Source organism: Jeotgalibacillus sp. JSM ZJ347 (assembly GCF_044383825.1).
GTDB lineage: Bacteria > Bacillota > Bacilli > Bacillales > Jeotgalibacillaceae > Jeotgalibacillus.
Genome location: NZ_JBISEN010000008.1, coordinates 42,787 through 65,012 on the forward strand (window position 1 = coordinate 42,787; position 22,226 = coordinate 65,012).

The following is a 22,226-nucleotide window of genomic DNA, read 5'->3' on the forward strand; positions in this document are numbered from 1 at the left end:
AAAACCATTTCCTAATCACCCTTTATCCTATATAATAAGTTTGATACAAATTATTTGTATGGGGAAAGGAGGAGCTCTCTGATGCTATATATGACTTCAATCTTGCTTGGTTTCAGTGCTCTAATCGGATTAGTGGGTGGAGCGTTAATGTACTTTTTACGAATTCCTTTGAATACAAAGGATGCAGAAAGAATTGACCCAAGACCTGATCATAACGAATACTAAAAATCACCAGATCTCTTTGTTGCGCCCTGCAGCTGTGAGATCTGGTTTTTTAAAGGAGCTGACAGCATGGGAAAAACAATGAAAGAAAGCAGAACGATTCAGACCAGTCACGTATTGCCACCAGATACAAATCATCATGGTACACTGTTTGGCGGACAGCTGATGGCATATATTGATAATGTTGCTTCTATTGCAGCAACCAAGCATTCGCGCTCTCTGGTTGTTACAGCTTCTACTGACTCAGTAGACTTTTTAAAACCGATTCGCGTAGGAGATGCCGTTACGTTAGAATCCTTCGTCTCCTATACAGGTAAAAGTTCAATGGAGGTTTTCGTCAGGGTCACGACGGAGAACCTTTTATCGGGAGACCAGTCTGTTGCGGCGATCTCTTTCTTAACATTCGTCGCAATTGATAATGACGGAAAACCGATTCCTGTACAGGATGTTGTTCCAGAAACCGAAGAGGAAAAATGGCTGAATGAAACAGCTGAAAATCGCGCAGAGCACAGAAAAGCAAGAAAGCTTCACAGTCAGGAGCTTGCAGCATTTTTCACACCTAAACCGCATGAATAAAATAAATCTTTTGTTAAACCTCTCACTTTTCTTAAAGTGGGAGGTTTTTTTGCCGATAGTATGAGGGTGTGCAACAAAGGAAATCTATTAATTTTTGCACAATGATACAAACAAGCAATTGGAGGATTTAACGAAATGAAAAGATTAATCACCTTATGTAGTTTGCTGGCAGTATTTATTCTTTCTGGCTGTATAGGCCAAGAAAACACTGAAACAGCATTTGCAGCAAAAGTGGGAATTATGCTTTCCGATACAGGGCTTGGAGATGGGTCGTTTAATGATGGTGCTTTTGACGGACTTGTTCGTGCGCGTGATGAACTGAATATTATATTCGATTATCGTGAAGCGCCGGACGGTAACTATATTGAACATCTCACAGCATTATCCGATCAGGATTATGATTTAATTATTGGACTTGGCTTTTCCGTTCAGGAAGCGCTTGAAGAAGTTGCGATTGCTTACCCCGATCAACAATACATACTGATTGACGGGGTCTCTGATGTTGAAAATATTATTTCAATGACTTTCAAAGATCACGAAGGCAGTTACCTTGTAGGTACCGTTGCCGCACTTGCTTCAACATCAGGTGTGATCGGATTTATTGGTGGTGTTGATGCTCCAGTCATTAACCGCTTTGAAGCCGGTTTCCGTGCCGGTGCTGAAATGGTTGATCCCGATATTGAAATTATTACAGATTATGCAGGCAGTTTTGGGGACGCTGACCTCGGACGCTCACTTGCTGACGAACAGATTAAACAGGGAGTCGATTTCATCTACCCTGCCGCCGGTTATACAGGTACTGGTGCGATTTTAGAAGCGCAGGACCAGGGAATATATTCAGCCGGAGTGGATACGGACCAGTTTTATACTGCTGAGCAATCTGTTGTAACTTCGATGGTAAAGAATATTGATACATCGGTGTTTAACTTAATTCAGGAGTTAAGTGAAGGCGAATTATCTGTTGAGGCGTATGAGTTAGGTCTGGCTGAAGATGGAGTGGGTCTGGCAGAAATCAGACTTTTTCAACCTGGAAACGAAGAACAGACACTTATAACGGATACCCGTCAAAAAATTATATCAGGTGAAATTAAAGTACCTGATACTATTCAATAAAGGAGTCATTATGAAACTGAGTAAACGCTTATACTTACTATCATTAATTCCATTAATTCTTTCTACTGTCATTATTTTATTTATTGTCTCGCAAATGGTCAGCCTGAATGCATCAGGAGAAGATGACGCAGAAATTTTAACTGATATTGAAAAATTAAATAGTGAACTGTTAATTATCCAGCAATCTCTTTCCAATTTCAGTTTGAGTCCTACAGAAAATAACCGTCTGACAACTCAAAACCAGATGGATCAGACCCTTATACTAATGGATGAGCTGCAATCTAAACTGCCGGAAGCAGATTTGAAAGAACAGCTTATAACTGTGAAGGAGAAGTTCATTCAGCTTAAGGATGCTTCAGCTGAAGCGCTGAACCAGGGTGATATTGCAGAGGCAAGCCGCCAGTCTGCACGTACAGGCGGGGTGATCAATGATGTGTACTATCTCAAAATCCTGTCAGATGACTGGTATCGCAATAAGCTTGCAAGTAGCGAGCAGCAAATCTCAATGATCGTGTGGGTGTCAATGATTGCTGTTGCTGTCATTATTGTGATTTCAATTACAGCAGCAATGATTATTTCAAAGCGTATCACACGTCCGCTTAATAGAATGCTAAATCAGGCATCACTCGTCGCTAAAGGAGATTTGACTGTTGACGTACCTGCTCAGTCTGGTAATTCCAAGTTCGAGATCTACCTTCTTGCAGACTCATTCAGGGAGATGATTTTGAGTCTGCGTCAGACAGTAGAGTCAGTGGATCAGTCAAGCAGCCGTGTTGCTGAGTTTGCAAATGAAGTGTCAGGAAAGGTAAATGAATTAGAGGAAAGCGGTAACCAAATTGCAGCTTCCACCGATGATCTTGCCAAAGGCAGCCAATCAATCTCAGAGGATATTCAATCTACTTCTGAAAAAATGGCAGAATTGAATCAGACGTTTATTGAGAGTGAAACGTTGACGGAACGTTCAGCTGACAAAGGTCACCAGGCATTAATGTCGGTTAAAGATGGCCGTGAATCACTGAGTCGTCAAAAGAGATTCACTATAGAGAATACAGAAGCTGCTTCATTAATTTCCAGAGAACTATCTGCATTTTCAGCCTTCACCGACGAGATTCAGGATGCTGCAAAGTTCGTTAAGGGAATCGCTGATCAAACCAACCTGCTTGCATTAAACGCAGCAATTGAAGCCGCAAGAGCCGGTGAACAGGGAAAAGGCTTTGCAGTTGTTGCAGATGAGGTGAAAAAACTCGCTGGCCAATCAGCAGATGCAACTGAAAAAATCACCTCAATGGTGATGAACATCCAAAACGGTATGACCGGCATTACAGATGCTGCTGCAACTGGACAGCGACTATCATCAGAACAGCTTGACTCCATGAATCTGACAGAGCAGGCATTTGAAGATATTGCGCAAAAAGTAAGAGAAATTGATCATGAACTCAAGTCATTAACCATCAGCATGAAGCACTCCTCCTCTTATACTTCAGAAGTAACAGCCGCGATGGAAAATGTCTCAGCTGTCACCGAAGAAACAGCGGCAGGTACAGAAGAAATCTCTGCTTCTGCTGAGGATCAGCAGATTTCTTTTGGAAAAGTCAGGGAATCAATGATGCAATTACAGGAAATGAGCCTTACAATGCAGCAAAAAATGAATCATTTCAAATTACCTACTTCCGGGTATAAAAGTTAGAAAAGTAATGTAAAAACCCTTTCAAACCTATAGATGAAAGGGTTTTTTTCGTTACAAATTCATTATTCTTTTATTACAAAGCTGCTATGACTTCTGATAGTAGCTAATACAATGACTGTTCTGAAGGGGATCAAGCTTCATCATATACACATCAACCTGTTTCCGGCTGATGTAACATTCCCGTGTCCCTACCTTTGTCACTCTACGATCCTCTTAATTTAGTCTATACTACTCGGAGAATACTGTTAAATTCGGACGACGATGATGATAACGGAGGAATGTTGTATGCTTTCAAATGCTGAAATCGGTATCGACTTAGGTACTGCTAATATACTTGTGTATAGTAAAAGTAAAGGAATTATTATGAATGAGCCATCGGTTGTAGCAATCGATGTAAATACAAAAAAAGTCTTAGCTGTCGGATCAGACGCTAAAAGTATGATTGGTAAAACACCAGGAAATATCGTGGCAGTCCGCCCACTAAAAGACGGCGTAATTGCTGACTTTGATGTAACAACTGAAATGCTGAAGCACATTATGTCTTCAATTGGAAAAAAGATGGGCTTCTCATTGCGTAAGCCTAGTGTTGTTGTATGTACACCATCTGGCGCTACATCAGTTGAAAGAAGAGCCATTCAAGATGCAGTGAAATACAGTGGCGCTAAGCACGTTCACTTAATTGAAGAGCCTGTTGCAGCTGCAATTGGTGCGGATCTTCCGGTGGGCGAACCTGTTGCAAACGTCGTTGTGGATATTGGCGGCGGTACAACAGAAGTAGCAATCATTTCATATGGCGGCGTCGTATCTTGCAATACAATCCGCGTTGCCGGTGATAAGATGGACGAAGATATTGTGCAGCATGTCAGAAAAGCCTATAACCTGTTAATCGGTGAGCGTACTGCAGAGCAGATTAAAATGGAAGTTGGACATGCGCCAATCGAACATGAAATGAGAGAAATGGAAATCCGCGGACGTGATCTTGTAACTGGTCTACCTAAAACAATTACGCTGCAATCAACAGAAGTGCAATCTGCGATTCAGGAGTCACTGTTAAGTATCCTTGAAGCCATTCGCTCAACACTTGAAAACTGCCCACCTGAACTGAGTGGTGACATTGTAGACCGCGGTGTGATTTTAACAGGCGGCGGTGCGTTATTGAACGGCCTTCAGCAATGGCTGAGTGATGAGATTGTTGTTCCTGTTCATATTGCACCAAACCCCCTTGAATCAGTTGCGATTGGTACAGGCAAGTCATTATCAGTGATTGATAAGCTTCAAAAAGCAGCTAAATAAGCTAAAAACAGGACCTTGTAAAGGGTCCTGTTTTTTTAATCTTTTCGCTGCGCTACACTAAAATTTCAATTAATAGTTTGATAACTTAATTATAATTTTGCACCATCTTATCTTATTTACTTACTCCAGTGAATGGGCAAGTATTTTTTTGGGTCTCACTCTTCTCAAAAAGTGAAGCCTGATAAAAAAAGTTTGGTGACTTCCACGTGTTGTCATACGCTTTATGAAAAATATGCGTAGACGCCGGTGAGACTGGCGGGATCAGCCATGTCCAATCTCCTGTGATATTCCTTCCTTCTTCTATCTCCTTCTTTTCAAACAGCTCAAATTGCTGACTCGCTGTATGATGATCAACAATACTTACACCAGCCTGCTTAAATGAATGCATGACTGCTGTGCACAATTCAATGACAGCACGGTCCTTCCACATTGCAGACTGTAGCTGTGTGTTCAGACCAAATGCTTTTGCTGTATCACGCAGCACATTATATCGGTTTTCATCAGTAAAGTTACGTGCAGCAATCTCCGTTTCCATATACCACCCGTTAAAGGGCGCAGCCGGATAGTCGATGCCCCCGATCTCAAGCTTCATTTCAGAAATAATCGGAACTGCATACCATTTCAACCCGAGTTCATTAAATGTGACGTTTTCAGGATGTGTAATCTGAACTTCCTTAATATAGCTTTCAGGTATTTCGAACAGGTATGGTTCATTTTCGCCTATCTGAATGACGATTGGAAGAATATCAAAAGGTGACCCTTTACCTTCCCAGCCAAGCTGAATGCAAAACTCAGTCATTTCTACCGAATGAGGATCACCGATCACACTTCCGTCCTCCTGCCTGTAGCCCGCATATCTGATTAGCTGGTGATTATAGATTCTAACAGGGTCCCCGGTATTCTCTGACGGCTTAAAAATCGTCACCGCAGAACGAATTTTCCCACCATTTGTTGCATACTCAATATGCTCAAGTAATGCTTCTTTCACCTGCTCCTCAGAAGCTGCATCTCTCTTGTCTGACACGCTCAGGCTATTCCAGAACAAACGGCCTATGCAGCGGTTGCTGTTTCGCCATGCGAGCTTTGCCCCGTACGTCAGTTCTTCACTTGTATGCTGATACGTGCCACTTTGTCTGATCGAAAGGCAGATCTCAGCTAATCTTGCTTCACAAGCTGCTTCATTAAAGCCATTTTCTTTATAATATTGTCTGATAAAATCTTCTGCTTTTTGATAAATAGGATGTTCCATCATTTTCACAACCCTATACTGATATATGGCACATCTTATCACAAAATCATCTTTGTGAGCACAGACAAATATGCTTTTTTAATGAAAAAAGACAGCCCGGAAGCTGTCTTTTTAAGCAAGTCTCTTGAAATTCTGTCCAAGTATTTCATTCATATTATGCACAGTGATAAAGGCTTTTTCATCCTGTTTACCGACATAATTTTTCAGACGAGATAAATCCTTGCGACCTAAGATTGTTGTGATGACTTCTTTCTGTTCATAGTTAAAAGCACCTTTAGCCGTATGGATCGTTGCACCTCTGCCAAGCTCTCCAACGATAAATGCACGAATCAATGCACTTTCCTGACTGATAATCACGACTTCTTTATTCGCATTGAACTGCTGAAGTGTGTAATCAATCATCAAACCATTTAAAATCACACCAAAGAAAGCGTACATGCCGGCCTGAGGACCAAATAGCAGTGAAGATGAAAGCGCAACTGCAAGATCAGAAAACAGAACGGCTCTGCCAATCTCTACTTTAATATACTTATTTAAAATCATCGCAATAATATCAGTTCCACCTGTTGAAGCCCGCTGGTGAAAAACAATCCCCATACCGATTGCAGCAATACACTGGCCGATGATGAGCTGAATTAATATATCATCGCTGAGCGGTGCTGTAATAGGGACTACCAACTCAAGGAGCCAGACATACCCTGATAGTGCAAAGCTTGTATAAATCGTCTTAGCACCAAACTGAAAGCCCAGAAAGATAATACCTAATATAAATAAAACAATATTCACTAAAATCATAAAGAGTCCGATTGAAATGCCCGGGAACAATGAATTCAGCACAATCGACATTCCGCTGACGCCACCTGTAGCCAGGTTATTTGGTGATAGGAAAAAATGAACGTTCACTGCAACAAAGAATGCACCAAGATTCATTAATAAAAACGTAATAAGCTTTTTAGTCATACGAAACGTCTCTCCCTTCAAAAAGATTGCGCAAAATAAGCATTTTTCATTCACAAAAACGCATTATACGCCCTCTCTGACGGCATGTAAAGGAGGATGTTTTCATACAGAATCGTTTACTTTTTCAGACATTTTTAATGATTCTATCAGGTGAATAATCATGCACGGATACGCACCATTCTCATACAATCTTCAATGATTTCAGCATTTTTATGAAAGATCAGACTTTCTCTTTCACCAGCTTTTTTACTGATTTTCAAAAATTCTTTTCTGCACTGATCAAGAAGATCGACCAGTTCTCTCTGATCTTCTGTTCGGTCATAGAGATCCATAAAGATCTTCCCATCATCGGTAATTTGAGCTAGAAACACATCTGAAACGTTGACATCCTTCTTATCCATTTGCTCTTTCAACCACTCAACGTCTCTGCCAATCGAGCTAAGTGACTTCTCGATGGGCTTTCCATCCATAATAATGGTTTCCGGCGGCTTCTCATCCTGAACATTCTTGTTGAGATCTTCTTGCACAAGAGGTGTCTTAGCTTTTTTCAACATGACATTCAATTCTCCTGAAGGCTCAAGTATTGCAAAATTCACATCCGAAATAGCAAATACTTCTTTTTTTCTTAACAGTTCCATCAGTTCATCTGTTGTATATCTTTCTTTTTTTAAATTTTTTTCAATGATCTTCCCCCGCTGAATAAAAACCGTTCCTTCCCCTTCAACAAGATCCCTGACCTTCTTACTTTTTAAAGATAAAAAATCCACTAACAATGGAATCGAAATAAACGATACAATCCCAAGCACGCCATGTAGAAACTGCCGATCCAGCCCTGTAATGACCTCTGCACCGATACTGCCAACAGTAATGCCCGTTACATATTCAAAGAAAGATAGCTGTGAAATCTGTTTTTTTCCAAGCATTTTTGTGCAGACAAACAATACCATGACCATGAGCAGCCCTCTGACAATGACCATCAGCCAGTCGCTCATACCCCTCTCTCCTTAAGCTGCTTCACTTCTTTTTCCATTCTTGATATTTCTTCATATATATCAGCGTACTCAAGTGTTTTATCTTTATCCTCTATCCATTTTTGAATCATGACCAGCTGTTGTTCTAACTGTTCAATTTGCACTCAGATCACTTCCTTTATGCATTATCATCTCCAAATCTTTTTTTGGGCATTCAAAAAGCCCGAGATATTATATGATCTCGGGCTAGTCATTTCACTGCGCTTCAAGCGGAAGCTTTCCGCGGGGACGACGGTGAGCCTCCTCGGCTTCGCCTGTGGGGTCTCACCTGTCCGTCTACTCCCGCTGGAGTCCCCCGCCTTACGCTCCATTCCACTTAAATGATAAAAATAATTTTAGAATAAATTATACTTTGTAGTTTATTCCATAACCTCAATAGACAAGATTATCTATTATCAATCTTCTCCGGATACATATCATGATTCATCAGTCTGTGATATGCCATCTCTTCATATTTCGTACCAGGTTTTCCGTAGTTTGTGTATGGATCGATTGAAATTCCGCCGCGTGGTGTGAATTTACCCCATACTTCAATGTAGCGCGGATCCATCAGTTCAATCAGGTCATTCATGATGATGTTCATGCAATCTTCGTGAAAATCACCGTGGTTTCTGAAGCTGAAAAGGTATAGTTTAAGTGATTTACTCTCAACCATTTTCTGATCCGGGATATAGCTAATATAGATCGTTGCAAAATCCGGCTGATTCGTTTTTGGACAAAGTGATGTAAATTCCGGACAGTTAAATTTTACGAAATAATCTCTGCTCACGTGCTTATTATCAAATGATTCAAGCACATCTGGGTCATAGTCAAATGAATACGGTACATTCTTTTCACCCAGCAGATTTACGCCTTCAAGCTCTTTTTCATTACGTCCTGACATGTGTATTACCTCCAGATATAAAAAGTTCAGACAGAAGCTGAACAGAATTTTGTATGCATGCAGAAAAAGCATCCGGACAGATGCTTTTAACCTGTATGCTTATTTTACTGATTGCCGATTTTAAAAGCAAGGTCAGCGTTTTTTAACCGGAATGCCAATTTTTAATGTTGGTGACATCTTATAGGGCTTATAGTCAGCATCATACACTTCAATATGATCTAAACCGTTCTGCTGAACCTGAAGGCCCTGCTCAACTGCCCACTTCATTAATTTTTCATAACTCTTCCATGCATGCTGACCCTTGTGCTCTGTGACAGCATAATCATGCGATGGCACAATGATTCTGTACATATCAGATGGAAATGCAGTATTCCTTAATGCCTCTGTACCGAAATAGTAAGTAAAGCCGCCAGATCTATCCTGGTATGATAAACCGATGAAATCTGAGTTCTCCTGAGCAATCCCCATACTTAAGAGCCTGTCACGTGCTTCTTCCATCACAGGAAAAATATCCCCATGTGCAGCGGCTTCATAAGTTCCGGTCCATCTCAGGCCAATAAAGTAAAAGCTGGATTTCCTTACAATTTCAAAGTCACCCATTTGTGCTCTCCTTTCTTTCAGACGGAAGCGATTATTCTTATATTTTAGCAAATTCTGAATCGTTTTGGTTAATAGAACACATTATTTTTATTAAAGATGCGTAAAATATGTTATTTTTAAGCTAGAAGAATCATCAAAGGTTCTACTGAATGGGGTGTAATCATGAAGAAAAAAAGTTGGGTGATGCTGATACCCGGTGTAATTCTCATCGGTGCGATCATCTTTTTTGTGTTTTCAGATGAGCTGCTGAACCGTTCATATGGAAGTGAAGCAAGTAACCCTGCCGACTTAGCACCTAATGAAGAAGTTGCGCTATTTGCAGGCGGCTGTTTCTGGTGTATGGAACCTCCTTTTGAAAAACTTGCAGGGGTAAGAGATGTAGTCTCCGGATATACAGGTGGAGAAGAAGAAAACCCTGAATATAGAGAAGTAGCTAATGGCGAAACAGGACATACTGAAGCAGTACAGGTCATTTATGACCCTGATGTCATCAGCTATGAAGATCTGCTCGATGTATTTTGGCGTCAGATTGATCCAACCGATGCAGAAGGACAATTTGTAGACCGCGGCAAGCAGTATCGCCCTGAAATCTTTGTACAGAATGAAGAAGAGCGTCAGGCTGCTGAAGCTTCCAAACAGGAAATCATCGATTCTGGCAGATTCGATGGAGAAATTATTGTACCGGTAACTGATGCATCAACGTTTTATATTGCTGAAGATTACCATCAGGATTATTACATTAAAAATGGTGACCGCTACTACTTTTACCGTACAAGTTCAGGCAGAGACCAGTTCTTGAACGAGTACTGGGATGAGGATGAGCGTGAAGTAGACCTGCCAACAAAACAGGAAGTGGAGTCTGAAAGTCCATATGCGGTAAATTACACCGATGAAGAATTGCGTGAAATGCTGACAGATATTCAGTATGAGGTTACTCAGGAAGATGGTACTGAAGAGGCTTTTAACAATGAATATGACGGGTTTTATGAAGATGGTATTTATGTCGATATCGTCTCAGGCGAACCTTTATTCAGTTCAACCGATAAATACGATTCACGGACCGGCTGGCCATCATTCACAAAGCCGCTGGTACCTGAAAATATTGTTGAAGTAGAAGATCCCGGGATTTTCGGGATGCGAATTGAAGTCAGAAGTAAATATGCAGACTCGCATCTCGGGCACGTGTTTGAAGACGGTCCTGAACCGACAGGACTTCGCTACTGTATGAATTCAGCTGCTATGAAATTCATCCCTGCTGAAGACCTCGAAAAAGAAGGTTACGGGGAATTCTCGTATCTGTTTGAATCATAATCTGATCGGCTATTTGTCTAAAATTAGACAGATAACCGATCTTTTTTTAAAATAGAGATAAGTTACGCTAAGGAGGATACATATGACACTATTATCAGATATTCTGACATTTAACGAAACATTTGTTGAAGAAAAGCAGTACGAACCTTATGTAACAACGAAAATCCCTAACAAAAAACTTGTGATTTTGACTTGTATGGACACAAGATTAGTAGAGCTTTTACCTAAATCAATGAACGTTAAGAACGGCGATGTAAAAATGGTACGTAATGCAGGCGCAGTGATTACAAACCCTTTTGATAGCGTAGTAAGAAGCTTACTTGTGGCAATCTATGAATTGCAGGCTGATGAAGTAATGATCATTGGTCACTATGATTGCGGAATGAGTGCAGTAAATAGCCATGCGACACTTGAAAAAATGCAGGCGCGCGGGGTTTCACAGGAAGCACTTGATACACTTGCGTCATCAGGGATTGATGTGCATGACTGGTTAAAAGGCTTTGACAATGTACAGGAGAGCGTTAAAAACAGCGTTGAATTATTACGCAAACACCCCCTGATGGATAAAAATGTTCCAGTTCATGGACTTGTTGTAGATCCAAGCAACGGAAAGCTTGATCTGGTTGAAGAAGGATACGCCAAATGATGAAAAGGTGTGCAGAAGTCATCTGCACACCTTTTTTATTTAACTTCTTTTTGAACTGTCCATGTATGAAAAACGGTTGTAAAGCTTCCTTCTGCAGATGGACTGCAGGCATATAACCCGAGCTTTACAGGGCCATTCGGTTCATCGTGGAGCCTTGTAATCCGTAGCTGTTCAAATTCATCTTCAGGATTGGACCTTGCCCAAATACGGTAATCCCCGCCTGCGCGTGTCACTTTAAAAGTTAGCGAGATTTCACCATCAGGTGTAGGAAAATTTTTGGAAGACCAGTCAGAGTATCCGTTGTTTGTCGCAACGGAACCTAAATAAGAGTATTTTTCAGGTACATATTCAAGCGATACTTTCATCCAGCAGTCATCAGAAACTAAAATGATTATACCAGCCTGATCGTAACGTTCTTTAGGATCCTTCATCGTGAGTGTAACTTCAGTCTCAAAAGCACCCAGTAACTCTTTATAAAAGGCATGACCATTCATCTGATCAAAACCATAGAATGTTTTTCTCCAGAAATCAGTTTTCGGCTGAGTGGTCAGACTAAGCTCTTTATTCTGAAGTGTCCATTCTTTTGGCCGATTCAGCCAGCAGCAGTCTTTTGCCTGATCATCCAGTAGTGACAGCATGGTGAGGGCTCCTTTCGATATGGTTCTACCTTCATGTTTACCCACAAAGACAGTTCCATAACATGCGTTCAGGAACTATTTTACAAGATCATGCTTAAAAGCATAAATCACTGCCTGTGTGCGGTCCTGAACCTCAAGCTTCCCAAGAATATTACTGACGTGCGTTTTGACTGTTTTCAATGCTATGTAAAGCTCATCCGCAATTTCCTGATTCGTTTTCCCCTCAGCAATCAGCATCAGAATTTCAAGTTCCCGGCCAGTCAGGTCATCATGCGCAGGCTTTACTTCTTTTGTTCTCATCCGCTGCATCACTTTTCCTGTTACTTCAGGCTCAAGCACAGTTTCGCCATAATGCGTTTTTCTGATGGCTTCAGCAATATCACTTGCTTTTGAAGTTTTTAACAGGTAACTGACCGCTCCGGCTTCAAGTGCAGGATATACCTTATCATCATCAAGAAAGCTTGTGACTATCATAATTTTTGCTTCAGGCCACTGCTCAATAATTTTTGCTGTTGCCTCAATCCCATCCATTTTTTTCATGACCAAATCCATTAAAATAATGTCAGGCTTCAATTCCAGCGCCAGCTCAACTGCTGGCTCACCGTCATCACACTCCCCCACAACCTCAATATCTTTTTGTGAGGACAAATATGAACCTACACCGATCCTAACCATTTCGTGATCATCAACAAATAACACCCGGATCATGTCAGCTCCTCCTTCCCTTCAAAAGGTACTTTAATTTCAAGCCTCGTGCCCTGGTCAGGCAGGGAGACAATCTTCAATGTGCCGCCAATTTCAGCAGCTCTTTCTCTCATATTATTCAATCCGTATGAACCTGCTTTATCTTCAGACAGCTCAAAGCCTTTTCCGTCATCTGATACTCTTAAGATCACGGTCCCATCTCTTAAGATACATAATACATTCAGCATAGATGCTTCAGCGTGCCTTAAAGTATTGGATATAGACTCCTGAAGTATCCGGAATAAATGATCTTCAATTCCACGTGCAAGCTCTATCGGCTCGGCTTTCCAGGATATATCAAGCGGAACCTTCTGCTTAAGTTCAACTAATAGCTCTTCAATCCCTTCAGACAGGGTTTTTCCTTTGAGCGCAGCCGGTCTAAGGTGAAGTAAAAGCGCTCTCATTTCAACCTGTGACTGGTGAATCATTTTTTCCACCATTTGAAGCTGTCGGTTTTCAGGCTCAGTTTCATTAACAGCTGACATCAGCATAGAAGCAGCAAATAACTGCTGACTGACTGAATCATGCAAATCACGTGCCAGCCGCTGCCTTTCCATTGAAACCATTTCCTGGATTTTTTGTTCCTGCTGTTCTACTTTCTCACTGGCCAGCCGCTGATTCATTTTAACCTGTTCATTCCACATTCTCTGCAAATCTGATACTTTCTCTGACAGTCTTGAAAATTCAGCAGTTTGAGGCTGCTTTTTTTCTGTAAAAGCTGCTCCCCGTCTCAGATCATCCACTTGCTGTTCAATTGAAAATATCTGCTTTTTCATTCCACCGCTTTGAATCGCACCCCATAAGAATCCGATTAACAATAACTGGATCAGTAAAAAGAAGATAAAAGGAACGTCTAGAATCGTGACATTCCACAGCATGTTCCACTCCTCCGGCGGGAAAAAGATCACATACAAGCCAAGCGTCATTAGTGCACTAAAAAGGCTGATACTGACTGCGTGCAGTACGATTTTAGCCGTCATACGCGCTTCACCTCAATATCTCCAATCCAGACTGAAGAAAGGATCGTACATTTTTGGTGTGCCATTTCGTAGCTCTCAGTCTGATAGACAACATTTTCATTCCACAGTCTGGCTGTATAGGAAGATAAAATAGAGGCTTCTCCGGCAAGCGCTGAATGCTGGACTGAAATCTCAAGCTCATATGGTACGAGTATCGTGATTTTACCCGCAATATTTCTAAGGGAAATAAAAACCTCTTTATCAGGAAGTACTGTGTTGCTCAGGTCGATCTGAACATCCCCGATTCCGTTTTGAAGGTGGATATTTTCCCACTCATACGATTGATCAGGCGTTTCATGTGAGCCCACCCACTGATTTAAAAATAAAGGCCTTTTTGTTACAAATAACTGCTCTCCGCCTCTATCCTCCCTTTTTTCCTTCACAACAGGTTCAAAAATCAGCGGACTTTTCTTTGTTTCCATATATTTCAAAATCAAATTGATGATGAGTATAACAAATAGAATGCGAAGGGTAACCATTGAGAGAATGGCTGTCAGCAGCATAATTGCCCCGACACCAACCAGGATCTTCCCATACATCTGCTGCCAGGCCTGTTTCCCGAAGTAAAGCAGACCGCCTGAGAGCACCAGCGAAAAAATCATGCCATTATTAAATAAGACAATTTCAATTAATACGATGATTATGCCTGCTGTCAGCCAATTTGATAACGACATTTGCCTCAGCTTTTCCATGCAGTCCACCTCCCTGCTCTTCTATTTTATCGGTTGTTCCATGATTCAGAAAGATTAAATTCGGGAGAAGGTAAATGACCCGCTCCCGAAAGCTTATTGTTTTAACTGCTCGATCTGCTCGTCGATTGTCAGCTCTTCTTTTTTCTTTGCGTTTTCTTTTAAATGTTTTTCAATCTGCGCATAGCGTCGGTCTTCATCGGTCGCTTCTTTCATACGCGCCGACTGCTTTTCCCCAATCACTGCATTTTCTTTCGCCATATATTCAAGACGCTTTAATTCAAGATCTTTTAACTGGAATGTGTGTGACTCCAACTGCAGCTCCAGGTTTTCAAGCTGTGAATTTGCCTCTGACAGCGTTTTTTCAAGACGCTCAGCACGTTCACTGTAAAAGTTAAACTCTCTGAGCGCAGCTGCTGCAAGTGATTCTTCGCCTGCTTCCTCTGCTAATTGAACATGTTCTTTACGCTTTGCTGCCATTGATTTGGCGTGTGTATATTCTTTCTCAAACTCTCTTTTTAAAAGCTCCTGGCGTTCTGTCAGCTGTTTTGCTTTTTTGACTGATGCCTGGCATTCTTTAATCTCACGCTGGATTTCATTAACCGGGTTCAACTGTTCTCTATTCCACTTTGCTTCCAGGATATCCTGCTTGATTACTTCAGTAATTTTTGAAAGTACGTTTGTCATGTTGATCGTCTCCTTTTATTTTGATTAAACCGATTTCTTTTTCAATTCCTGCCACTGCTTTTCAAAGTATGAAAAGTCGCTGACTGCTTCTTCGTTGTTCCACTTTTTCCATACGATGTAAAGGACATAGACTGCGATGACACCAAGGATTGCCGGTACGTTGAATACTGCTGACAAACCCGCGATTGCTGCAACGATAGCTGATGTAATTTTCACCCACGTTTTGCTGCTTGAGAAATACCATTTTACACCGATGTAAGTAATCAGCAGGCTGACTGCGAGTCCGGCGATTGATCCTAGATTTGATAGTGTCACGATTGCAGCTGTAATACCGATGACTGTTAACCAGAATTTGTTCATGTTGTTGCCTCCTTTGTTATTTGTAACCTAAGTGTACGCGGGGAACTGTTTTGCCGATAGGAGCCTCGGCTTGATTTTGGAGTAGGACCTGAGGCGTAGAAGGAGACAGGGACCAAAACCGGAGACGGAGTTAGCACTACGAAGTCTGACCTCGTAGTGCTAACTCCGTCCCCAAACTCCGTTTTAAGACAAATTAAAAACCGCCTCCATAAGAAGCGGTTCATCGATTGATTCTATTCATCAGCCTGCCGAATACTCGGTCCCAAAAGGGCTTACCCTTTCAGAAGTCTTCTTCAAGCATGCTGTACAGATAATGATCTTCCCAGACACCATTTATAAAAAGGTTTTTACGAAGCGTTCCTTCCCTGAACATCCCCACTTTTTCAAGCACCTTCTGAGAGGCTTCATTTTTCGGTGATACCATGGCTTCAACCCTGTGCAGGCCAAATTCACGGAATGCAAAGCGGAGTGCAGCTTCTACTGCCTCAGTACCGTAACCCTGTTTTGTGTGATGTTCATCAAGAGAGTAGCCGATATATGCTGAAGCAAAAGGCAGTCTTCTGATAGAATAAATCGATACGCTGCCGATCAGTCGATTTGTATCTCCGTGGTAAATGCCCCAGCTGTACTCTTTTCCAAGCCGCTGTGCCTGCTTTGCTTCAGCGAGCTTCTCAAGCTGCGCCTCACGCGTGTAAAATGGTTCAGGATGCTTCGGTTCAAAAATCGTCCAAAACTGCTTATTGCGGATGAGCAGTTCTACAAATTCATCAATATCTTCTTCTGTAAGCGGACGAAAATAAAGCCGACTACTTTTTAATAGCACCATATACGTTCTCCCCATTTCATCATTCTATATTTAGTGTATACCCAGGAAGAGAAAAGATCGACTATTGACATGTAAAAAATCAGATTTTTTATTAGTAAATTCTTAAGAACAGAAAAAGACCAGGGCAGCAACCCTGATCTCGTCAACCTTATTCAGAAGTCAGTCTGACAAACTCTTCTGCATCCTGAATGCAAAGCTCAATGCCCTTCATCCAGAACGCTTCTGTTGTGATATCTTCACCAAGATGCTTCATCGCAAGGTCCTCTGTTGTCATGACAGCTGTATCACGCAGCAGCGCCATATACTTTTCCTCATATGCTTGACCCTCTTCAAGCGCTCTTGCATACACGCTGAGTGAGAACAGGTATCCGAACGTATAAGGGAAGTTGTAGAACGGAACGCCTGTAATATGAAAATGCAGCTTTGAAGCCCAGAAATGCGGTTCATTATCTGTCACTGCACCTGCGTATGCTTCATTCTGCGCTTCTGTTGTCAGCTCGTTCAGACGCTTTGCTGTGACAAAGCCTTCTTTACGTTCCTCATAAAAACGCTGCTCAAAGATGAATCTTGAGTGGATATTCATAAAGAATGCGATGCTTCTTGATACCTTATCCTCTAAAAGCGCTGCCTGCTCATCCTTAGTATCCGCTTCTTTTACCGCAGCGTCAGAAACGATCATTTCAGCAAACGTGGAAGCTGTTTCCGCTACGTTCATTGCATAACGGCGGTTTAATGGATCCATTGGACGGAGCGCATACGTATGGAACGCATGACCAAGCTCGTGGGCAAGTGTCGCTACGTTAGACATTGAGCCGCTGTACGTCATAAAAATTCTTGACTGTTCACTCAGCGGGAATCCTGTACAGAATCCGCCCGGACGTTTGCCTGCACGGTCTTCCGCTTCAATCCAGCCGTCTTCAAATGCTTTCTCTGCAAAAGCAGCCATCTCTGGACCGAACTTTTTAAAGTGCTTTAAAATAAATGCTGCACCTTCATCGTATGAAAGCTTCTTCACACTTTCTGAAAGCGGCGCGCCGATATGTGCCCAAGACATTTTCTCAAGTCCAAGCAGCTTTGCTTTATGATCAAGAAACTTTACAAACGCATCCTTACTCTTACTGATCGCTCCCCACATCGCATCAAGCGTCTCAGGCTTCATACGATTGTACTCAAGCGGTTCTTTCATAAAATCATCCCAACCGCGCTTTTTGTACATCGCCAGACGATATCCGCCAAGGTGATTTAACGTTTGTGCAAAAAGATTCTCATTTTTCGACCATGCTGCTTCAAGCTTCTGGTGAACGTCTTCTCTTACTTTTGGATCTTCGTGAGATCTCAGGTTATTTGCCTGTCCAACTGATAATGTCTTTACTTCGCCATCTACTTCGATTTCCACAGACATCTCTGAAACAAGGGCATTATACATCTGTCCCCAGCCGTGATAACCATCTACACCAAGCGCACTGATCAGGCCTTCCTCAGCTTCTGATAATTTATCCTTTGCAGCTTCACGCCATTCTGTCATAATGAATGTATATTCCTTCAATCCATCATCTTTAAGCAGCTCATCCCATACCTGATCCTCAGTTTTAGAAAGCTTCTGCTGAAATGCCTGGAATGCTGAACTAAATTCAGCTCCCATTGCTGTCACCTTCCCACGAATCACACCTGCACCTGTATCATTCATATCCTGCGCCTCAAGACAGCTCGCAAATGCGCCAGCCTGAAAAACGCCCATCATAATCCCTTTTGCTTCCTGAATATGCTGATATACAAGATAGCTGCTGTCAGAAGAAGCAGGCGTCTGGAACTGCTCTACCTTCTTTGCAAAAACCTCAATTTTTTCTCCATATGTATGTAAATGCTGCTTCAGTTCCTCTGACTCACTTCCACCTTTAAAAAACACATCTAAATCCCATGTTTCCGGATAAGTTGCTGTTGACATTGCCATTCCCCCTGTTTGAAATATTCTGAACACTGCATGTACTATCTTAACACAATACTTCGTCATTCGAAACACTTACTTTCTCCCCACTAACTCCTATCAAATTCATGATAAAATAATAGAATGCACTGTTTGAATGAGCGATTATTATTCACTTATATTGTCTAATTCCAGATTTATTTATATGCACAGCGTGAGATCGGTACAGAAGGCGGCGACTCCGGGACGATTAGAGGGAAGCTGAGATCCCGCAGCCGAAGGTGAGGAGGCTCAGCAACTTCCGTCCGGAAAGCGTCCGCCTGGAGTACCGATCCCACGCCCTCGGCTATTTGGACAAACAAAGCACCACCAGAAAGGATGATTCACCATGATGAACGAAGCACAGCAAGTCCTTCATACATACTTCGGTTACGACACATTCAGACCCGGACAGGACCGGATGATCGAATCCATCCTCGATCACAAGAACGCACTCGGCATCATGCCGACTGGAGGAGGAAAATCCCTCTGCTACCAAATTCCCGGTCTTGTTATGGAAGGAACAGCGCTTGTCATTTCACCACTGATTTCACTCATGAGAGATCAGGTCGATGCGTTAAATGAAAACGGCATTTCAGCCACTTATATAAACAGCACACTATCAGCCGCCGAGACGAGAGAACGGCTTCAAAACCTGCGGGAAGGCCGCTACAAGTTTGTATATGCAGCACCTGAACGTTTTGATTCCGCCTCATTCTTTAATGCAATCTCAGATATTAACCTGTCGCTGATTGCTTTTGATGAAGCGCACTGTATCTCTCAATGGGGACATGACTTCCGTCCAAGCTACCGGACAATTGTTGATACAATCAGGCTCCTGCCGAACTTACCTGTCCTGACAGCACTGACTGCAACCGCGACAGATAAAGTGATCCAGGATATCACAGACCTCCTTTCAATTGATCCTCATCATATTGTCAATACAGGATTTGCACGTGACAACCTGTCTTTTCATGTTGTAAAAGGAGCAGACAAGCATTCATTTCTGACCAGTTTTTTAAAAGAAAAAGAGGATGAGACTGGCATTATTTATACAGCTACCAGAAAAGAAGCCGATCAGCTGACAGGATGGCTGAACCAGCAGAATGCGAGTGCTGTCTGCTACCACGCAGGTCTCTCAGAGGATGAACGGAATGAAGCGCAGCGACAGTTTATCTTTGATGAAGCAAAGCTGATTGTGGCAACGAATGCATTTGGTATGGGGATTGATAAGAGTAATGTGCGATTTGTGATTCATTATCAGCTGCCGATGAATATGGAATCTTATTATCAGGAAGCAGGCCGTGCAGGGCGTGACGGTGAACCTGCGGACTGTTATCTGCTTTACAGCCCGCAGGATTCCATGCTGCAGAAGTTTTTAATCGAGCAGTCTATTGCAAACGAGCGGAAGCGCAACGAAGAATACGCAAAGCTCCAGCAGATGATTAATTACTGCCATAGTCACAGCTGTCTGCCCCGGTTTATCCTTGAATATTTCGAGGATCATCAGATGACTGCAGACTGCGGTCACTGCAGCAGCTGTCTCGACAGCCGTGAGAAAACGGACCGTACGAGAGAAGTACAGATGATCCTTTCAACGGTTAAACGAATGGGTGAGCGCTTCGGTACAGGAATGACTTCGAAAGTATTAAAAGGCTCACGAAACAAAAAACTTTTAGAGGGCGGTTTCAATCAGGTCACCACCTATGGACTGATGAGCCAGAAATCTGAAAAGCAAATTACTGAACTGATTCAATTATTAATCGCTGAAGGTTACCTCGCATTAGAAGGCGGTCAATATCCAATCCTGAGACTGACGCAGGATGCCGTCCCTGTATTAAAAGGCGAGCAGGCTGTCTGGTTAAAATCCGGATTCCAGCTACATCAGCAGCAGGCTGATTATGATGAATCATTATTCGAAGAGCTGCGATCAGTACGTTCCAGACTTGCAAAAGAACATGCAGTTCCGCCGTATGTCATATTTTCCGATGCAACGCTGCGTGAAATGGCACAGCACTATCCGGAAACCGAAGATGAGATGCGTAACATTAAAGGTGTAGGCGAAAGAAAGCTTCAATCATACGGAACACCTTTTACAGAAGTCATTGCAGCCTATATAAAAGAACATGGAAAAAATAAAAATATGGTCCCGGTGCCTGATCAGTCACCAGCCCCAAAGCAGCCTGAAGTGACTGCTGACCCTGATCAGCCGAGCCACCTGTTCAGCTATGAGCTGTATGACAGTGGAAAGTCTATCTCTGAGATTGCTAAATTAAGAGCACTCACCACCCAAACCATTGAGCGCCACCTGCAAAAAGCGTATGAAGAAGGTCATACACTGGATTTTGAAAGATGGTTTGATGGAGAAACTGAACAATTAATTCTTTCAACAAGGGCTCAAATGGAAGTTCCGGGACTCAAGCCTTTAAAAGAAGCTCTCCCAGAGGAAGTGAGCTACCTGCAAATTAAAATGACACTTGTAAAAAACCAGCTCGTCTGAAGGATTTTTTTCTCTCTGAAGGGAATAGAAGACAGACAGGAGGTTTTTACATGAAACAGTTTTGGACAAATTTCTTTGCGCTTGCAGCTGTCATCACCGTTAATGCGCTGGCAAATATACTTCCGATTAACGGGCAGACAACAGGCGAGATTTCAAACCGGCTAAATGTGTTATTCACACCTGCAGGCTACGTATTTTCAATATGGGGACTGATCTATTTACTGCTGGGCTTATGGGTATTAAAAGGTGCTTTTAAATCTCAGAGAAAAAGAGAAGTATATAAAACCACTTCTTTTATGTTTCTCGTCAGCTGCCTTTTGAATATATCCTGGATTCTGCTGTGGCACTATGAATTTTTCCCTGTATCGGTCGCAGTTATTGTCGGCTTATTAATTTCAATTATTATTATTTACGCTAAAATCAAACAGACAAAGCACAGCTTTTTTGATCTCCTCCCCTTCTCTGTTTACATGGGATGGGTTAGTGTAGCGACCGTTGCCAATACAGCCTACACAGTCAATGAAGCCGGCTGGGACGGGCTTGGCATTTCATCACCTGTCTGGACGATCGCACTGCTGCTGATTGCAACAGCGCTCGCACTCGGTATCCGCTATAAGGAAAGCGATTGGGTGTATCCGCTTGTATTCGTCTGGGCATTCATCGGTATAGGTGTACAAAATGAAGGTGAAGAATCTGCCGTCGTGTTCACTGCTTATGTGCTGAGTGTCATCATTCTGATTGGACTATTTGTCTTCCGCAAAAAGAGAACATCCGGATACAGCAGCAGGACACTAAGTTTCAAATAATCAACGGCACACTCACCTTTCAACTAGGTTAGAATAGTGAAAGAAGTTTCTTTGAAGAGAGGGTTTATGTTGGACGGGCAATTACTATTTGCAATGTTTCTGGTCACACTGCTGGTGGGACCAATATTAATGACGATCTCAATCGTGTTTGGAATCAGAAAAAAAGTGAAGTGGCTCTGGATCACGAATGTATTTTTCCTTGTATTTTCATTTGTAATTGCAGCCTACTATGTGCTGCAGATTGACCAGATTGCCACTCAGAACCCCACGCCTGGAGGAAGCGGAGTACTTGTGATGCTATTAATCTCATCATGGATTTCAGTTCCAACAGCATTATCATTCTTCCTGCTTGCAGCTGCCATTTTTATGGAGCAGCGCCGGAAAACAAAACTGAATCAGGCATAACAAAAGGACTTGTGGTGA

The 22,226-nt window shown here is 42.2% G+C and carries 24 protein-coding genes; 10 read left to right on the top strand and 14 right to left on the bottom strand.

Going from position 1 to position 22,226, the window contains the following annotated elements; all coding sequences use genetic code 11:
• The first annotated feature begins 81 nt into the window (after positions 1–81).
• The 5 genes from ACH6CZ_RS15340 (at position 82) to mreBH (ending at position 4,891) form a co-directional block, all read left to right on the top strand.
• On the top strand, positions 82–225 hold the full coding sequence (locus ACH6CZ_RS15340; protein WP_374098317.1) for a hypothetical protein: 144 nt from the start codon (positions 82–84) through the stop codon (positions 223–225).
• 66 nt (positions 226–291) lie between these two features.
• Positions 292–798 (top strand): acyl-CoA thioesterase, encoded by a 507-nt coding sequence (locus ACH6CZ_RS15345; protein ID WP_374098318.1) that lies wholly within the window; start codon positions 292–294, stop codon positions 796–798.
• Between the two features lie 135 nt (positions 799–933).
• Entirely contained in the window at positions 934–1,911 is a 978-nt protein-coding gene (locus ACH6CZ_RS15350; protein WP_374098319.1) for a BMP family lipoprotein, read from the top strand.
• 10 nt (positions 1,912–1,921) lie between these two features.
• Positions 1,922–3,598, top strand: coding sequence for a methyl-accepting chemotaxis protein (locus ACH6CZ_RS15355; RefSeq protein WP_374098320.1), 1,677 nt, complete (start codon positions 1,922–1,924; stop codon positions 3,596–3,598).
• A 285-nt stretch (positions 3,599–3,883) separates the two neighbouring features.
• The gene (gene mreBH / locus ACH6CZ_RS15360) at positions 3,884–4,891 is read left to right on the top strand and encodes a rod-share determining protein MreBH (RefSeq protein WP_374098321.1); all 1,008 of its coding nucleotides are present in this window, start codon (positions 3,884–3,886) and stop codon (positions 4,889–4,891) included.
• Between the two features lie 112 nt (positions 4,892–5,003).
• On the opposite strand, the gene ACH6CZ_RS15365 is transcribed toward mreBH, so the two are convergent.
• From ACH6CZ_RS15365 to ACH6CZ_RS15390, 6 genes are all read right to left on the bottom strand, one after another.
• Entirely contained in the window at positions 5,004–6,140 is a 1,137-nt protein-coding gene (locus ACH6CZ_RS15365; protein ID WP_374098322.1) for a nitric oxide synthase oxygenase, read from the bottom strand.
• 111 nt (positions 6,141–6,251) lie between these two features.
• Positions 6,252–7,100 (bottom strand): YitT family protein, encoded by an 849-nt coding sequence (locus ACH6CZ_RS15370; RefSeq protein WP_374098323.1) that lies wholly within the window; start codon positions 7,098–7,100, stop codon positions 6,252–6,254.
• A 158-nt stretch (positions 7,101–7,258) separates the two neighbouring features.
• Positions 7,259–8,092: a YetF domain-containing protein gene (locus tag ACH6CZ_RS15375; RefSeq protein ID WP_374098324.1), complete on the bottom strand. Its 834-nt coding sequence runs from the start codon at positions 8,090–8,092 to the stop codon at positions 7,259–7,261.
• Positions 8,089–8,235 carry a hypothetical protein gene (locus ACH6CZ_RS15380; protein ID WP_374098325.1) on the bottom strand — a complete coding sequence of 49 codons (147 nt, stop codon included), beginning with the start codon at positions 8,233–8,235 and terminating at the stop codon, positions 8,089–8,091. The genes ACH6CZ_RS15375 and ACH6CZ_RS15380 overlap by 4 nt, the downstream gene beginning before the upstream one ends.
• 281 nt (positions 8,236–8,516) lie before the next feature.
• Positions 8,517–9,014 (bottom strand): preQ(1) synthase, encoded by a 498-nt coding sequence (gene queF, locus ACH6CZ_RS15385; protein ID WP_374098326.1) that lies wholly within the window; start codon positions 9,012–9,014, stop codon positions 8,517–8,519.
• A 132-nt stretch (positions 9,015–9,146) separates the two neighbouring features.
• A complete protein-coding gene (locus tag ACH6CZ_RS15390; protein ID WP_374098327.1) occupies positions 9,147–9,614 on the bottom strand; it encodes a GyrI-like domain-containing protein in 468 nt (155 codons plus the stop codon).
• Positions 9,615–9,776: 162 nt separating this feature from the next.
• Between ACH6CZ_RS15390 and msrB the strand changes: the two genes are divergently transcribed.
• Both msrB and ACH6CZ_RS15400 read left to right on the top strand, forming a co-directional pair.
• Positions 9,777–10,925 (top strand): peptide-methionine (R)-S-oxide reductase MsrB, encoded by a 1,149-nt coding sequence (gene msrB / locus ACH6CZ_RS15395; RefSeq protein ID WP_374098328.1) that lies wholly within the window; start codon positions 9,777–9,779, stop codon positions 10,923–10,925.
• 82 nt (positions 10,926–11,007) lie between these two features.
• Positions 11,008–11,571, top strand: a complete 564-nt coding sequence (locus tag ACH6CZ_RS15400) for a beta-class carbonic anhydrase (protein WP_374098329.1) — start codon at positions 11,008–11,010, stop codon at positions 11,569–11,571.
• A gap of 35 nt (positions 11,572–11,606) precedes the next feature.
• On the opposite strand, the gene ACH6CZ_RS15405 is transcribed toward ACH6CZ_RS15400, so the two are convergent.
• From ACH6CZ_RS15405 to ACH6CZ_RS15440, 8 genes are all read right to left on the bottom strand, one after another.
• Positions 11,607–12,209: a DUF1349 domain-containing protein gene (locus ACH6CZ_RS15405; protein ID WP_374098330.1), complete on the bottom strand. Its 603-nt coding sequence runs from the start codon at positions 12,207–12,209 to the stop codon at positions 11,607–11,609.
• A gap of 75 nt (positions 12,210–12,284) precedes the next feature.
• Positions 12,285–12,917 (bottom strand): response regulator transcription factor, encoded by a 633-nt coding sequence (locus ACH6CZ_RS15410; protein ID WP_374098331.1) that lies wholly within the window; start codon positions 12,915–12,917, stop codon positions 12,285–12,287.
• Positions 12,914–13,933: a sensor histidine kinase gene (locus tag ACH6CZ_RS15415; RefSeq protein ID WP_374098332.1), complete on the bottom strand. Its 1,020-nt coding sequence runs from the start codon at positions 13,931–13,933 to the stop codon at positions 12,914–12,916. The genes ACH6CZ_RS15410 and ACH6CZ_RS15415 overlap by 4 nt, the downstream gene beginning before the upstream one ends.
• The gene (gene liaF / locus ACH6CZ_RS15420) at positions 13,930–14,664 is read right to left on the bottom strand and encodes a cell wall-active antibiotics response protein LiaF (RefSeq protein WP_374098333.1); all 735 of its coding nucleotides are present in this window, start codon (positions 14,662–14,664) and stop codon (positions 13,930–13,932) included. Before liaF ends, ACH6CZ_RS15415 begins: the two co-directional genes overlap by 4 nt.
• A 93-nt stretch (positions 14,665–14,757) precedes the next feature.
• Positions 14,758–15,348: a PspA/IM30 family protein gene (locus ACH6CZ_RS15425; RefSeq protein WP_374098334.1), complete on the bottom strand. Its 591-nt coding sequence runs from the start codon at positions 15,346–15,348 to the stop codon at positions 14,758–14,760.
• A 24-nt stretch (positions 15,349–15,372) separates the two neighbouring features.
• Positions 15,373–15,708: a lmo0954 family membrane protein gene (locus tag ACH6CZ_RS15430; protein ID WP_374098335.1), complete on the bottom strand. Its 336-nt coding sequence runs from the start codon at positions 15,706–15,708 to the stop codon at positions 15,373–15,375.
• Between the two features lie 280 nt (positions 15,709–15,988).
• Complete coding sequence (locus tag ACH6CZ_RS15435; RefSeq protein ID WP_374098336.1) at positions 15,989–16,534, bottom strand: GNAT family N-acetyltransferase; 546 nt, start codon at positions 16,532–16,534, stop codon at positions 15,989–15,991.
• Between the two features lie 148 nt (positions 16,535–16,682).
• On the bottom strand, positions 16,683–18,479 hold the full coding sequence (locus ACH6CZ_RS15440) for a M3 family oligoendopeptidase (protein WP_374098337.1): 1,797 nt from the start codon (positions 18,477–18,479) through the stop codon (positions 16,683–16,685).
• A 367-nt stretch (positions 18,480–18,846) separates the two neighbouring features.
• Between ACH6CZ_RS15440 and recQ the strand changes: the two genes are divergently transcribed.
• The 3 genes from recQ to ACH6CZ_RS15455 all read left to right on the top strand — a co-directional run bounded on the left by recQ (position 18,847) and on the right by ACH6CZ_RS15455 (position 22,208).
• A complete protein-coding gene (gene recQ / locus ACH6CZ_RS15445) occupies positions 18,847–20,997 on the top strand; it encodes a DNA helicase RecQ (RefSeq protein ID WP_374098338.1) in 2,151 nt (716 codons plus the stop codon).
• 50 nt (positions 20,998–21,047) lie between these two features.
• The gene (locus ACH6CZ_RS15450; protein ID WP_374098339.1) at positions 21,048–21,803 is read left to right on the top strand and encodes a tryptophan-rich sensory protein; all 756 of its coding nucleotides are present in this window, start codon (positions 21,048–21,050) and stop codon (positions 21,801–21,803) included.
• Positions 21,804–21,872: 69 nt separating this feature from the next.
• Entirely contained in the window at positions 21,873–22,208 is a 336-nt protein-coding gene (locus ACH6CZ_RS15455; protein WP_374098340.1) for a hypothetical protein, read from the top strand.
• Positions 22,209–22,226: the final 18 nt, after the last annotated feature.